At 54.7% G+C, this 15217-nt stretch carries 12 protein-coding genes; 2 read left to right on the top strand and 10 right to left on the bottom strand.

Features of this window, described 5'->3' with window-relative positions; all coding sequences use genetic code 11:
• Positions 1 to 63 precede the first annotated feature (63 nt).
• A complete protein-coding gene (locus DYY88_RS24530; protein WP_207223353.1) occupies positions 64 to 213 on the bottom strand; it encodes a hypothetical protein in 150 nt (49 codons plus the stop codon).
• Complete coding sequence (locus tag DYY88_RS18060; protein WP_052288651.1) at positions 206 to 2464, bottom strand: S8 family serine peptidase; 2259 nt, start codon at positions 2462 to 2464, stop codon at positions 206 to 208. Before DYY88_RS18060 ends, DYY88_RS24530 begins: the two co-directional genes overlap by 8 nt.
• 391 nt (positions 2465 to 2855) lie before the next feature.
• On the opposite strand from DYY88_RS18060, the gene DYY88_RS18065 reads away from it, so the two are divergent.
• Together DYY88_RS18065 and DYY88_RS18070 are read left to right on the top strand one after the other, a co-directional pair.
• On the top strand, positions 2856 to 5600 hold the full coding sequence (locus tag DYY88_RS18065) for a CHAT domain-containing protein (protein ID WP_084607171.1): 2745 nt from the start codon (positions 2856 to 2858) through the stop codon (positions 5598 to 5600).
• A gap of 420 nt (positions 5601 to 6020) precedes the next feature.
• Complete coding sequence (locus DYY88_RS18070) at positions 6021 to 6347, top strand: hypothetical protein (RefSeq protein WP_039728985.1); 327 nt, start codon at positions 6021 to 6023, stop codon at positions 6345 to 6347.
• Positions 6348 to 6462: 115 nt separating this feature from the next.
• On the opposite strand, the gene DYY88_RS18075 is transcribed toward DYY88_RS18070, so the two are convergent.
• From DYY88_RS18075 to DYY88_RS18110, 8 genes are all read right to left on the bottom strand, one after another.
• The gene (locus DYY88_RS18075; protein ID WP_160299610.1) at positions 6463 to 7545 is read right to left on the bottom strand and encodes a transposase; all 1083 of its coding nucleotides are present in this window, start codon (positions 7543 to 7545) and stop codon (positions 6463 to 6465) included.
• Positions 7546 to 7581: 36 nt separating this feature from the next.
• Positions 7582 to 7809, bottom strand: a complete 228-nt coding sequence (locus DYY88_RS18080) for a hypothetical protein (RefSeq protein ID WP_039728982.1) — start codon at positions 7807 to 7809, stop codon at positions 7582 to 7584.
• Between the two features lie 197 nt (positions 7810 to 8006).
• The gene (cobU, locus tag DYY88_RS18085) at positions 8007 to 8576 is read right to left on the bottom strand and encodes a bifunctional adenosylcobinamide kinase/adenosylcobinamide-phosphate guanylyltransferase (RefSeq protein WP_039728979.1); all 570 of its coding nucleotides are present in this window, start codon (positions 8574 to 8576) and stop codon (positions 8007 to 8009) included.
• A gap of 50 nt (positions 8577 to 8626) precedes the next feature.
• Positions 8627 to 8935: a TMEM14 family protein gene (locus tag DYY88_RS18090; protein WP_039728978.1), complete on the bottom strand. Its 309-nt coding sequence runs from the start codon at positions 8933 to 8935 to the stop codon at positions 8627 to 8629.
• A gap of 54 nt (positions 8936 to 8989) precedes the next feature.
• Positions 8990 to 11383 carry a CPBP family glutamic-type intramembrane protease gene (locus DYY88_RS18095; RefSeq protein WP_130199507.1) on the bottom strand — a complete coding sequence of 798 codons (2394 nt, stop codon included), beginning with the start codon at positions 11381 to 11383 and terminating at the stop codon, positions 8990 to 8992.
• A 299-nt stretch (positions 11384 to 11682) separates the two neighbouring features.
• Complete coding sequence (locus tag DYY88_RS18100) at positions 11683 to 12393, bottom strand: Uma2 family endonuclease (protein WP_039728976.1); 711 nt, start codon at positions 12391 to 12393, stop codon at positions 11683 to 11685.
• A gap of 144 nt (positions 12394 to 12537) precedes the next feature.
• A complete protein-coding gene (gene mutL, locus DYY88_RS18105) occupies positions 12538 to 14202 on the bottom strand; it encodes a DNA mismatch repair endonuclease MutL (protein WP_039728975.1) in 1665 nt (554 codons plus the stop codon).
• A gap of 93 nt (positions 14203 to 14295) precedes the next feature.
• Entirely contained in the window at positions 14296 to 15075 is a 780-nt protein-coding gene (locus tag DYY88_RS18110; protein ID WP_044151408.1) for an amino acid ABC transporter ATP-binding protein, read from the bottom strand.
• Between the last annotated feature and the right edge of the window lie 142 nt (positions 15076 to 15217).

Here is a 15217-nt window from a genome sequence, read left to right on the forward strand (position 1 = left end):
AAAATTGCAGGTAATTGTTGAGGGCTGTCGCGTCGCTAGTAGTGGTGGCAGCGGGGTTAGCCTTCAAGTCAATTCATTGAGAGCGCCAGCCAACTGCAGCAGCAGGGTTAGCGGGTTGCTGTCACCGGCCTTGTTGGTCAAGTCGATGACAGTGAACGTCTGGAGATCGCCGGTCATCCTTGAGGCGATCGCTGCCTCCAGCTGATTAAGCAAAGGCGAAGTCAAACATCGGGTCGACATCGGTAGTGTCTTGCACGACCCCCACCAAATCGGTTTGGTAATAGATCAAGGTGTCCTGAGCAAAATCCCCCGCCCAATCGCCGAAGCCCAGCGAATAGTCAGCGAGGCTGCCATGGACCCGGAAGCGATCGCCCTCAGTCCAATCAAAATCGGTGATCAGGGCATAGCCTAAACCGCTGTAAAAAGCTTCGAACTGGTCACCCAGGACAAAGGTGTCAGCGCCAGTGCCGCCGGTCAGCACGTCATACTGACCTGACCCGGCATTCCAAACGGTAGGGTCTGTGCCATTCAACACATCATTGCCCGCTCCGCCGTTCAGACTGTCGTTGCCTGCTCCGCCAATCAAGACGTCATCTCCCCTCATGCCCGACAGAGTATTGCTGGAGCTATTACCGGTAATGACGTCATTGCCGTCGCCCGTCACGACATATTCAATGCTGCTGATGCTCACTGCCACGCCATCAATTTGCCCCGTGCCAGTGGCGAGATTGACCACTGTATTGGAGTCCACCGCCGCCGCGTTAATCGTATCGCTGCCCGCCCCGCCATTGATGAAGGTCGAATGGCCAGCCCAGCCAGATGCCACGTTGGAATATTCTTCGGTAAAGATGAAGGTATCGTCTAAGGTAGCAGCACTGCCATGGAAAGTTAAATCAATATCATTGATAACGATGGGAGAAATTTGAGTGCTATCCGCATCAAATAGTTGCACCGTCCAATTGCCAATTGTGTCTTCACCCCGAAAAGCATTCGAGAAAAACTGCCACCTAGATGCAGTGCGTCCGCCAGCTAGAGTGCCGTTATTTTCGCCGTTGTTGTCAATCAAAATGCTTGAAGTGCCATCGGGCGAAATCAATCGCACCTCTAGATCACCCAAGTCATACCATTGGGCAAAACTGATATCGACCTCCACATGCTCGATAGCCATATTGGTCGTCATAAATTGGTTAAACGACGTTCCCTGCTGACTAATTAATACCGAGCTATTTAGTAAATCAGCCGTTAACTCAACTTGGTTAAAGCTCGTTTGGGGAGTGGCCTCCCAAGTTTCCGCCAGCCGCACGGCTGCCTTTGCATCAACCAGGCCAAATCCATAATCATTCGAAAAATGCAGGCCGCCACCATTCCAGTTATCGGCCCCGTTGAAAGTCCAGCTATATTGCTCCGCACTCCAGGGATTAGGGCTAAAGGTCGAGCCGAGCGAGCCTACTCCCCGGGCCGAATAGGCCAGAATCTCTTGCACGTCACGCCAACCCAAATTTGGATTTGCTTCGAGCATTAACGCGACTACTCCTGACACCATCGGCGCAGCAGCAGAGGTGCCATTAAAGTCAAACATGTAGTCGCCAAAGGGATTGTCACCAGCAATCCCCACCCGATCTGTCGTGAAAACTTGCCCTGGGGTGCCAAAAGCAGAGACTAAGACAGACGCCCCTAGCGTACTGTAATCAGAGACGTAGCCGTTTTGATCAACCGCCGCTACTGAAATGGTGTGGGGGTTCGCATTCCAAGATGAGGCATTGGTATTTTGATTATCCTGACGCGCGTTACCTGCTGACTTGACTAAAATCGTCCCTAGACCGTTACGACCGACGACAACAGCTTGATCAATAACGTTGTTTAGGGCCGTCATATCTTGAGAACTTAAAAAAGAGTCAAAGAAAGATTGATCCGAGTTTCCAAGACTGATGTTGACGATATCCGCTTCCCCATCATATCCATCTTGATTTTGACCAGATGCATAAAAAATTGCATTGGCAATTTGCTGGAAGGTATCGACTTGATAGCCAAAGATAGTGGAGTCGTAAGCAATTCCGGCCCCGCCAATACCATTATTTCCGGTTGCGCCGATAATGCCGGCTACAGCAGTACCGTGGTTGTCGCTAAATTCCCCACTAGCACTGGTGTCACCATTTTCAAAATCCCAGTCCTTAAATGTCGAGTAGTTGCTCGCCAAATCGGGGTGCCACCACTGCACAGCATCATCAACAATTGCAACTTCTACGCCTTGACCAGTGTAGTCTTGCCACACATCAACAACGTTTAGATCTAATAGTCCGGGGGTGGGATTATGTAAATACCATTGATAGCCAACTAGCGGATCAGCGGGAAACCCTTGGGTGGTGCTGTTAGTACCCGTAACATTACTGTTCGCAACGAGAAAATTGGTTGTCGTTGTGTTTTCGGAAGCTAGAGTTTTGGGGCTGTAAAGCGTTGTAGACATGTGATCATCTTTCCATCTTTTAGGGGCAGCCAAGAACAGCTTTGACAATGCTGAAAGCCTGCTTTAAAAGCATCTTTATGATTGGCTTTGCTGTTCTCTTGTTGTGTAAAAGATATGATTTTCGCGAATGTCAGTCATGTACGCTTTCTGTGAAGCTAGTTAGCAGTTTCGCCCGCTCGATTTCACCATCATGACAATCGTGATTGCCTACTTTTTGCAAAATATATCTGTTTGCTGACAAGCCAGATTGCCGCTTTCGGCCAGCGCGATCGCCACAGTCGTTAGTTACACCTTCTCAAACTCAAAACGATTGTGAAAAACCATCCCAGATTTTCAGGGAACTGATAGCCTAATTAGGGTTATTAGTCCGTCTGGTCATTTCTGATATCAAATGAGACATCTACTGCGTCGGCTTTCTCTGCGGCCCTGGTTATCACTACTCTTTGCCGGAAGTTTGGGGCTCGCTTTACTGGTAGGACATCCTGGGTACACCCACGGTCATGGCTTGGGTATCGCCGCGCTCGCGCAGGTGCCGCAATCATCAGCCCTGGTTGAGCAAGGGGTTTCAGCGTATCAGGCGGGCAACTATCGACAGGCGATCGCGCTTTGGCAGCAGGCTATCCAAACTGACTCAAAAGCGCCATCCGCCGATCTAGCAATTGTTCACGAGAATTTGGCACGGGCTTATCAGCAAGTGGGGGAAACGCAAGCCGCGATCGCCAACTGGGAGGCCGCTGCCGCTGAGTATCAGGCCAGCGAAAATACCATACAGTTTGGCCGCATGTTGACCGAACAAGCGCAGGTCTATATCGGTTTGGGCCAGCAACAGCGAGCTGCGGCTTTACTCTGCGGTGATGAAGTCGATGCGTCGATCTCAGCAGAAGTCACTGCGTTGAGCTGTGCCGGGGGCGCTTATGCGATCGCAGAGATGACTCAAGATTTGACTGGGCAGGCTGCAGCGCTGGGCAGTTTGGCCGAGACCTACCGACTCCGAGGCAATAATGAAACAGCGGCTTCTCTCTTAGAGATTGGCTTGGCGTTAGTCGATGGTGAAGCTGACCTAGCTCAGTATCGAGCGCCGATGCGCAACAGCCTGGCAAATCTCAATGCCCGCATCGCCCGGACTAAGGCCCTGCGGGCAGAGGCAGCTGAACTACTAGGTCTGGAAGACACCCTCGAAAATGATGACAGAACGGTGGCGGAAAGACTCCGTGCCGAGTCTGCCATAGCTCGGCAGTCGGCGTTGAAATTGTTTGATGAGGCAATTGACGCTGCCCAAGTAGCAGCTGACTTAAATGCAGAGCTGCGATCGCACTTGGGGTTAATGTCTCTAGGCACGCGACTAGGGCCTGATCGTAATACTTTGGCGACTTCTCAATCGCGAGTGGCTCAGCTGATCAGTCAGTTATCGGCCAGTCGCGAAACGGCCTACGCCGCGATTACCCTGGCTAAGTCCTATCGCCAGACTCCGCAAAATTTTGCTTGTGCCGATCATCAAGCCAGCACTGACGCTGACGCGGTCACCACGGACGTTGATGTGGTCACCTGGTTACGAGTCGGTCAGCAAATTGCCCAGCAAATTGGGGACGACCGAGCCGCCTCCTTTGCTTTCGGCGAGCTTGGCCATATTGCTGAATGCCAAAAGGATTGGGCAGAAGCAACTCGGCTAACCAACCTGGCGCAACTCGCGGCTAACGACGCCCTAGAATCGGCCGATAGCCTTTACCTATGGGAATGGCAAATGGGGCGAATTCTGAATCAGCAAGGACGCCTGACCGATGCTGCGACCTTTTATCAAAAAGCGATCGCCACTTTAGAAAGCATTCGGGCCGATATTTTGACCGCTAACCAAGACTTGCAGTTCGATTTTCGAGACTCGGTTGAGCCGATTTATCGTCAATATCTGGAGCTCCAGCTAGCCTCTATCTCACCAAGCACAGCGCTCAAGCAGACTTGGGCGACCTCCTTACCAGTAGATCCGGTAATTATTGATGATGCGCTTCAAACTGTCGATGCGCTGCGATTGGCCGAACTCCAAAACTTCTTTGGTGACAACTGCGTACTGGTAGCGTCAGTCAATGCTCGGGAGAGATTGCTAACAGACGATATCCCGACAACTGTGATCACGTCTGTGGTCCTGACTGACCGCACCGCTTTGATCGCCAACTTGCCGGATGGCACAGCCAAAATCAATTGGATTGATGATACGCAAAAACTAGAGGAAACCGCCGACAAATTTCGCGACAAGCTAGTCCGCTTTACCGATAAGGTATATGACGGTTCTGATGGTGCCAGCCTCTATCAGCAGCTGATTCAACCTTTAGAAGCAGAACTGAAGCGCACTCAAACGGAAACCTTGGTATTTGTGCAAGATGGCTTCTTGCGGAACATTCCGATGTCGGCGCTCTATGACGGAAATCAATATCTGATTCAGCAATATGCGATCGCCACTACCCCCTCTTTGAGCCTGACCGCCTCCAGCTCAGGCAATCGAGAATATCGAATGTTGGCTGTGGGGATCGATCAAGAAGTCGTTACCGACAATGGGCGTCGCTTCGATGAGACAGGCGTTCGGGGAGTGCCGCAAACAATCGAAGCCATTGTGGCTTTGCTGCCAGGCAGTCGGAGTTTGATCAATGAAGAGTTTACAACTGAGCAATTTGCGGCAGCCTTACAAGCAGCCTCCTATTCCATCTTGCATGTTGGCTCCCACGGTCAGTTCAGTACCGTACCAGAAGAAACGTTTATCATCACTGGCCCCAATGACTCTGGCTTAGCCGAAGAAATTACGTTCAACCAATTAGAATCCTTGATTCGGCAGTTCTCGTTGAAAAACGAACCGCTAGAACTGATCACTCTCACTGCCTGCCAAACGGCGACAGGTGACGATCGTGCCACTTTGGGCCTGGCCGGAGTCGCGATTCAGTCGGGTGCCCGTAGTGCGATCGCCTCCCTTTGGAACCTACCTGGAGCCACCTCTGAGGCCCTCATGCCGAAATTTTATAGTCAATTAACAGACCCCACAGTTAGCAAGGCAAAAGCATTACAGACCGCCCAAATCGAAGCCATTCAGAATAATCCAAATGGCAACCCTGGTCGATGGGCTCCACTTATCCTCGTTGGCAACTGGCAATAACTTAGGTACAGCAGAGCAGCATGCGTAGGATGAATTATCCTCATGCGAAAATATATCTGGGTCTTGCCAGCTTTTTGCAAGCCTTGGCTCACCAATATAAATTGATCTCATAGCAAATCTAGCCCGGCTCAGCTAAACGTGTTTCGCTTCAGCTCTCGGATCTTCGAGCGTCTCGAAATGGACTAACAGTGAGCTCGATTCAACTTCGAAAGCACCCTTACTCATGGGACAGCCTCCTTCTACAGCTAGCCTGAAGTATCACCCACTCAGCGAGTATGCGTTTGCCCTGCTGAGGGGCACCCTACCGAAGAAGTCTGGCGAAGGAAGGGGCAATAAACAGCGCTATATTCTCTTGGCCTAGAGGCAAACCCGAATGGTGCCGAATTCGCTTTAGCTAAAGCTCAAAAGCTTGAGTCTGACTTGCGCTATGAAAAGTTTCAATGGGCTGATTGGGAAAAAAGTGGATCAAGCCCTGGAGAAAAGACTGCTGCCGACTGGGGTAAGGAATTTGGAGTAATCAAGGCTGGAACGATTCAACCCGACTCTTACAGTGCCAACTATGAAGAACCGCTGAGTTCTCTACCTGAAAAAAGTCTTACTGAAGAGTTGTTGGTTGGTCATATTTTGAGTCGTAGCGAGCCCAACTTGTGGGGACGCAAAAATGACTGCATGGTGTTTAAGCAAGTTGCCCACTTCGCTGGTATTGGTGTGTTTGATTTTGGACAAGTAGACTTGTGCCTGCGCTGAGAGAGCAGGCTTTAAGTACTTCCAAAGGTTGACTAAGCAGATTTTGGAGCGTCTTTGCAAGGACAGAGCTTTTGGGGCGGGTGAAACTTTACCAGTGGACAGGGCGGGCGGGGTTTCAAGCGGATGCCTTTAGGTCGCCGGGGGGGATACCTCGGGTTTTGGGCAGCGTAGCCAGGGAACCCATCTGCTGAATAAGTTGGGCAAAGCCACGTTGCACCTGTCGGGGTGTGCGTTGCTGAGTGTGTGCGCTGGGTGAATATCGTTGCCAAGGTAATGGCAATGTGTCCACGAGGTGACGTGCCAACCAGAGTTGGCCGTGGGCGAGGCTGGCCAAGCGCACCGCGTTGATTTCGTGGGATGTGAGGCAGGTTTGGAAGGCCGTTAGGAGCAGATGGGGTTTGGCGAAGCCAAAGAAGTGCTCCAGCCGGAAGCGTTGTGCATAGGCCTGTTGCCCTTGTGACGGGGTAATTTGCTGTCGCGGTTGTCCCCAAATGAGCAGCCAGAGGGGCGGACCTTGAGGTTGCGCGTCGCCATCCAAACGTTGGCAGCGGAGCAGATCGAAGGGAAACTGATGCATCGGATAGGCGCGGGTGCCACGCATCAACCGGTTGGTCCACCGCATCAGTTGCCAGGAACGGGGTAGGCCGTTCGGTTGCGGGCAAGTAAGCGTCTCTTGCTGAGCGGGTGGGGGCCAAGTCGTGGCGTCGTTGAGCTGAAAGCGTGGACCGTACCAGCGTGGGCGCGTCGGGCCGCTGACCGGGTCGGGCTGACAGTAGAAATTTCGGTTTCGGCGCACTCGGGCAATGACGACCAAATCACGATACTCTCGCAAGCCATATAAAAAAGCCGGAGTGGGATAACGGCTATCGACGGTTAAGATCTTCAGGGGCCAGTTCGTGCTTTGGGGATAACTCATTAGTTGCGCAATTTGGTTGTGCGCGACCTCGATAGCATTGCTCACACTACTGACCCCTTCCACACTCAGGGGCAGTGCCCATTGCGACCAATCAGCGGCCGCCGCTTCCGGAAAAGCGGCTAAGACCGAATAGTTGTGCCCTTCACTCACGCGACGTTGAGCCACCACTGGGGTCGAGCGATGGATATTCTGGCGGTCACTGAGGCACCGCGCAGATACCCGCTCGTTCGGCGTCTCATCCAAGCCAAATACGGGATAAGGCAACTGTGTAGGAGAGGGCAACGTGTTCAGCAGCACCGCCCCTTGCTGGTACGCTTCTCAGCTACAAACCGGGTAATCACTCTCGAGATAAGCCACCGTAATCGCTTTGTACAAAGCGCTGTACTGGCGACGAAAGCAAGCGTTCAGACTCAGTTCCACGATAGAGCGTGCCCGGTCATTGCTGCTGAAGGCGTCTAGCAGGTCCATGATGCTATCGCGGCGCTGCGGAAAACTGGCGTAAATCGCTTGGCGAAACTGGCGTAGCGGTTCAAGATAGGTTGACATTGGTGGTAGAGGCAAGACGATTGATATCCTCTACCACTTTCCTGGTTCTCATGCACACCGATTGTCCAAAGTCCAGAAATTGTTGTCATGATTAGTCGAGGGCATTGAGGGCGTCGCGTCGCAGTGGAAAAATCGTATTTCGGTTGAGCAGTGTGGATGGGTGTGAAGGTTCAGATTTGCACTCAGAGGGCGAGACATCATGCCTCACCGGAGGCACTATCAGGTTGTGGCGCGGCGATGAGGGTGCCCATTTGGCGTAAATCGATCGCGAACCCGGCCACCACGAGATAGGTGACATCGACGATCGCGGCCACCTGTCGAGTCAAACTGCCCAGGCGATCGCGAAAGGTGCATCCCAGGGGATAAGCGGGCACGACCCCCCAGCCAGTTTCTTCCGCCACCAAGATCAGCGTGCCAGGAAAGGGGGCGATCGCGGCCAACAGCGCTTCCACCTCCGCGTTCCAATGTTCTTCCGACTGTTCCAGGCGATTGGCAACCCAGGTGCCGAGCGCATCCACCAGCCAACATTCCGCTGTGGTGGCTTGCTTCAGCACGGTTGGTAAAGCGGTGGGCACTTCCAGCGTTTGCCAGGTCGGGGCGCGACGCTGGCGATGGGCAGCGACGCGCGCCTGCCACTCGGCATCGTCAGGATGCAGGCGCGATGTCGCGACATACACGACGGCCTGTGATTGTTGAGCCGCCAACTGCTCGGCCCATTCACTTTTGCCCGATTTGGTGGGGCCGGTGACTAAGATGCGGGTTCCCATAGGTAATTTTTGAATTGGAGAGCAGGCGTGACCGCCGACCTATACAGGCATCAAATCAGGGGAAATAATGCGATTAACGTGGCCACGCCGACAATGACCATCAGGCCAGCGGGCATAAATTTGCGGGTTTTAATCAGGCGGATGATGAAGGTGATGACGAGTAATAGGGAAACCGCGATCGCGAGCCAACTGCCCCACACCGCCGCCTGAAGCAGCCCCACCCCAGCGATGAGCAACAAAACGCCGGTAATGACGCCCGAAATTAACGACGGCTTGCTGCCCGCTTTTTGATAGCCGATGACGCCGCCAACCATAGACAGCACGGCATAAATAAAGGTCATGACAATGGCGGGAGACATCGCAGCTTTTCTCCTGGGGGATTTGTCTCAGCATAATTGACGATGCGCCGCCCTTCACCCATCCGCTACTGGTGGCTGCGCGAGGGTCGCCAGCTGCTGTTGCCAGAGCCACGCCCCCCAATGAAAGACGGTCACGGCCCAGAGCGACCCCGTGCTGAAATAAATCACCATGGCGAGGATGCCCAGACACAGGCAAGGATACAGATCGAAGGCAAGCGCACCATGGGGAGTTGTCTGATGGCGACGGCGCGATCGCCAACTACAGTAAGCCACAAACAGTCCCAAACTCATCCCCGACCAAATCAGCCCCGTGACCAGCCGCACCGCTTCCGTCGGATGGGGCAGCAGCAACACCCGAAACAGCAACTCTTGCACGAGAGCCGGAGTCAACAGTCCCAAACTGGCGAACTGGAGCGAAAAGCCAGGGTGTCCCTCACGGATCAGCCGCGACATGGCATCTGCCGGGAGGCGCAAGTCGAGCACCTGCATGGCGGCAAAGATTGCCAACCCCAGCAGCACGACGCCCCAATCGCGCCAGCGCGGCCACCGCAGGGACTCAATGACGCGCGAGAATGCCGTCGGAATCACGGTATATTCCCCCAGCAGTTCTGTCGGGGCGAGGGGTCGGATCGTGGGATCGGCACCGCCGACTTGATTGGTCCGTAAAAACCAGAGTTCCGCCCCGTGATTGAGCAAAATGGCGGTGACATTGTCGTAAGCGACCCGTGGCATCACCGTGCGCCAACTCAGCAGGTTGTTGAGCGGGGTGTTGACGTTGCGGGCAGGGCGATCGCTGGCTGCGATGCCCACCAGCACTTGAGCGTTGTCCTGCCAATCGGGACGGGCAATGCCGAGGGGCACCAGTTCGCGTTGCAGGCTTTGCCCTAGCGCGATTAAATCTTGAAACAGCGCCGTTTGCGGGTCATCGGGGTGGGTCTTGAGCCAAATGCCGATCTCAGGCTGTGCGGTCACCTGCGATTTGATAGCCTGAATCGTCTCGTATAATGCTTGGTTGGAATCTTGGACACAAGACTGGGCCGGTGTGACGATCGCCGCCCCGCTCCCATCCCCCGTGCGATAACGCGCCATCATGACCGCCAGTTCTCGCTGAAAAGTGGCGAACGGATTGAGGGTCGTTTCGCCAAATCGATAAACGTGACTCAGGGAGGGAATTTTGACCAACACATCAGAAATGGGTCGGGTGCCCAACCAGCCTCGCTGCAAGTTGCCCGCATACTCAGCCCACAGCGATCGCCCCGCCACAATGCCTTGGGGATTGTGCGAATACACCTGGTCGTAAATGATTTGCAGTCGCGGGGTTTGGGTAAACGGATCGAGGACCACTTCCCCAAAACCGTAGGCGTAATGACCGGTGACGGTGCCCACAACAGATCGCGGCTCGGCCTGATTGCCCCCAATGCCGCCAAAGAGATGAATGACTAAAAAGCGATCGCCCATTTGCCAATTGGGCAGCGCCGTGGGCACGTTGGGCGTCGCGAATACTGACTGAGCCGTGCCTTTGCGCTGAGGCGTCTGACGCCAGTTGCCAAAGTTGATGTAGTTCAGCGCCTCAGTCCGGCCCGTCACCAGCCGTTGCGGCGTGAGCTGAAAGAGACTGTTTGGGGAGATCGCCTTCACCCCAAACAGGCCATCGCTCTGCTGCGCGCCATAGATGTACCAGCCCGCTGCGCCGGCGGGCGATCGAGCAATCCATTGCGAGGTCGACGGGTGCACGCCATTTTCCCCAGCGGCGGCTTGCGGCCAGTAAACCGTTTCCACCGCTCCATCAAACGCCTGAGTAACCGGGTTGTAATGCCGCACCTGCTGATACTCGGGCGGACACGGTTGCCGACTGGGGCAATCAGTAGCGGGCGGATAAGCCTCATTTGGCCCAAGCACCGTCACTAAGCTGTAAAACCGCTCAGGAATTTGGATTGGAATGGCCGCAATGCGCAACACCGCATTCGCGACATCAACTTCCAAGCGATCCTCCGGTAGCGCTACGATCATGTCGTCTTCGGGGCGCGTGCCCGCAAGGGATTGCAGCGGCCCGACGTTGGCCCAGCCGTTCAGCCGAGTCGGGTGAATGCGCCCCAACTCAAGACTCGCGATCGCCGCCTCATTAAACTCAATGCCTCGGGTTACGGTCTGCAGATACGCCTGAATTTCTGGGCTGTCTTGCCACTGCAACCGCATCCACTGGCCTACCAGCACGGGATCTGGGCTGGTGTAAATTTCTAGCCACACCCAATCCATCGCCTCGGCTTCAGCGTCCGTCTGATTGGGCAAAACTAACCGCCCTGACCAAGCCGACACAGGCAAATAATCGGCTTTGGGAAACTGCTGCGCCGGATAGCTGGGGGGAACAGTGGGCGTGACCAGACCCGTTTGCGCGGTCGTGGGCGTGAGTTGCGTCAACCCCACCAGACAACATGACCAGACTGCCAAAACGATGCAGGTCCAGCGTTGGCCTATTCGGTTTTTGACATGGCGGGAAAGTCTGCCAAGCATAGGCATTTCTTGGGTTTAGCGATCGCGGAGCCAGGAGTCGGGCCCAAGGTCAGCCTAATTTTAGTGAAGAGTCCACAAAATGAACGGCGATAGCCCAAATCTGTCGATTACGTCAACCGTCATTCCAATTGCCTGACATATTGAGAAGTTTGAGCAGCGCTCAGAGAACGTCTCTAGGCAAAGCGCTATGCATAAGTGTTAGTGAGCAGTCCCCTTAGGGCATAAGAACTGCCACCTTATACCTGATCAGGATCAATGCCCATCGCTCTGAGTCGCGCTGCTAGTCGATCAGCTCGCTGCTGTTCTGCATCAGCTCTTTGCCGCTCTGCCGCTGCTTGTTGCAGGGCTTGGTCACGCGCCTCCGCTAATTCCACTGTGGTCAAAAAGCGATCGCCATTGGGCATATGGAGACCCAGGGTTTCGTCAGTAACCTCAAAGCGAATGCCCAGCCGAGGACTAACCCACCCTTGTAAATCAGCAATTGCCACCAACGCATTATTCTCCCGCTGCGACCCCACTAGTTCATTCGCATCTGGATCGTATTGGTAATACTCTTCCACGCCGTACTGCTGATAAAAAAGTAGTTTTCGCGTCATTTCCGTCCCCGTGTTGCTAGGAGACAGGATTTCAAATACAACCTGGGGCGCAATGTTGTTCTCTTTCCACTGTTGATAGGAGCCGCGATCGCCCTTGGTTCGGCCAAATACCACCATCGCATCGGGGGCTTGGCACAGCCGATTGTTCCCTTCTACTGGGTACCACAGCAAATCGCCCGCGACAAAGACTTCTGGATCGTTGGCAAAGAGAATCTCCAGGTTTTCCTTAATGGTGACAATCCATCGAAACTGAAGGGTATTGTCAGCCATCGGCTTACCATCACTGTCGGGATAGGTAATCTCTACCGCCGTGCTCGCTGTGGCGGGATTGGTCTGCGGAGAGGCCGTCATGATACTGGTCTGTTAGCAGAATGTGCTTACGTTAGCACAGTGGTCTGATAGCAAAATTCAAAAGGCAAAATTCAGAAGGCAAAATTCAGAAGGCAAAAGCACAATTGGAGCATGGGATGGTGATGAAACGCGGTGGCTCCGTCTCTAAGGTTCTAGCCCGTGGCTTTTGCCGATGACCCAACTGCGCCGAAAGTAGCGGGCGAGGCTGGATTCGTTAAGGGTGAGGCAGATAGGACGCCCGTGGGGACAGGTTTGCGGTTTGCGGGTGCGCTGCCAGGCGTTGAGGATTTGCTGCATGGCAGCGGGTTCCAGCGGGGTGCCGTTGCGGATGGCGGTGCGGCAGGCGGTGGCGACTAGTGCCGCGTCGAGATTACCGGTCTGGCTCAGTTCGCGCAGAGCCGCTTCGCAGTCGGGGCGATCGCGCAACGGGGCAGGCACCGTCCGCACCGTCCACAAATCAGGGCCAAAGGGTTCCACAGTCAGACCCAGGCGTTGCAAGTGCTCCACTTGGCGATCGCTCAGGTTCGCCAGGGTCAAGGCTATGGGCAGCTCGACAATTTCCCAGCGATCGCACAATGCCTCGTACAGCACCCGTTCGTGGGCGATGTGCTGCTCCACCAAACAGAGTCCGGCGGGGTGTTCCGCCAAAATGTAGCGATTGTGAACTTGGGCAATCGCCTTCAGGCCCAAGGGGCTGGGCGGATCATCCCCGCTTTCATCAGCCGTCTGGTATTGCCCCCCGGGTTCGGCTAGTTTGAGCAACTGAGTCAGACGTTGATGGCCGTCGCCAGCGGGAGGCTCAATCTGCGCGGTTTGCAGTAAGCGTTGAATCACCATTTCCACCCCGGTCAACCATTGCGGCAAATGCTGTAGATAGACCTTGGATTTATCAGGGGCACGGTGCCAGTCGATGTGGTGTGGTGCCGCTTGTAAATGCAAAAAGATTACCGGAAAGCGATCGCGGGGCAGCGATCGCCGCAGCCATTTCAACAGTTGTTCAGTCAACTCTGGCATCTCGACCATGCGACCGTTCAGCGCGGTAAACAACGCATCCGGACGGCGACGATGGCAGCGATCGGGCAAGCCCATCAACAAATACAAGCTGCCGCTGGCCTCGGGCAGCGCCACCATCTGCTGCATATCGCGCAAATCGGTAACATTCAGGCGCGGCAACAGTTGTGGCAATAGATTGAGCGCAGAAGCCCCCGGCCACAGGGTAAACCAGGGGCGATCGTTCAAGAGCGCCTGCCAAGTCACATGGGGATGGCACAGGGCCAAATGCTGCAGGCTTTGCTGGATGGCCCGCAACTGCGATCGCTCACTGCCCGCGTGCTGTCGCGACGGCATGGGATAAAACAACTCTTCCACCAACACACGGGTACCAGGAGCCATGGCCACCGGAGTGACTTGGGTGGGGCGGCCAGTGCGATCGCATTTCATGCAAAAGCCGCTGGTCGCCTGAGCCTGAGGCCGACTGCACACCGTCAACCGCGACAGGCGACTCAAACTATGCAACGCCTCGCCCCGAAAGCCCAAACTGTGAATGTTCCACAGATCAGCTTTTTGGGTCAATTTGCTGGTGCTATGGGCGGTAGCGACCTGGCGCAAATCTTCGACTTCTAGCCCTGCGCCATTGTCCGTCATTTGCAGCTGCCAGAGCGGTGATCGCACTTCCAGCACAATCCGGGTTGCGCCCGCATCAATGGCATTTTCGGCGAGTTCTCGCACCACCGCTGCGGGCGAGTCGATCACCTCGCCCGCAGCCATGAGTTGCACAATGTCAGGTGGCAGCGGTTGAATCCCGGCCATTTAGTGGCATCCCAGCAAACAAAAAGGGTGAGCCATTCAGCCCACCCCCCATGCTAGCGATAATTGCGCTGGCGACTCCTGAATTTGCGACGATTAGAGAATCTGCGACAGGAATTTCTTCGTCCGGTCTTCTTGCGGATTGTTGAAGAAGGCTTCGGGCGTATTTTCCTCTACCAAATAGCCGCCATCCATCAGCACCACGCGATCGGCCACCTCCCGCGCAAAGCCGACTTCGTGAGTCACACAGACCATCGTCATCCCTTCGGTGGCGAGCTGGCGCATCACGTCCAGCACTTCCCGCACCATCTCGGGGTCCAGGGCAGAAGTCGGCTCGTCAAACAGCATGACCTTGGGCTGCATCGCTAGCGAACGGGCGATCGCCACCCGCTGCTGCTGGCCGCCGGAGAGCTGACCAGGAAATTTCTGCGCCTGCTCTAAAATGCCGACCCGCTCTAACAGTTGCATCGCCACTTCTTGCGCTTTGGCTTTTGGCCAGTGGCGCACCCAGATGGGTGCCAGGGTGACGTTTTGCAGCACCGTTAAGTGGGGAAACAGGTTGAACTGCTGAAATACCATGCCGACTTCGCGGCGAATGGTTTCAATATTTTTTAAGTCGTGGGAAATCTTGATGCCATCGACCTCAATGCTGCCCTTTTGATAAGGCTCCAGCGCGTTGAAGGTACGGATAAAGGTGGACTTACCCGAACCCGACGGCCCCATTACCACCAGCACTTCGCCCTTATAAACGTTCATGCTGACGCCTTTGAGCACGTGGAAACCGTTGTCGTACCATTTCTCCACGTCCTGCGCCACAATTACAGGTTCGCCAGCCTGACTGCTAGCTGGAACGGTCTCGGTTTGAAACTGAGTCATGGGTCAAATCTCTATATATCAGAAGGAGTTGGCAAGAGTTGGATAGTTAGTAGAGGCGTTGATCACGCTGGAGCCACAGGGGCAGCAGGCCGTCAGCTATTCACATTGTGCATCAGGATATCGGTCGCCTCACTTTTGGGCT

The sequence above is a fragment of the Leptolyngbya iicbica LK genome (assembly GCF_004212215.1).
In the GTDB taxonomy this organism is placed as follows: domain Bacteria; phylum Cyanobacteriota; class Cyanobacteriia; order Phormidesmidales; family Phormidesmidaceae; genus Halomicronema; species Halomicronema iicbica.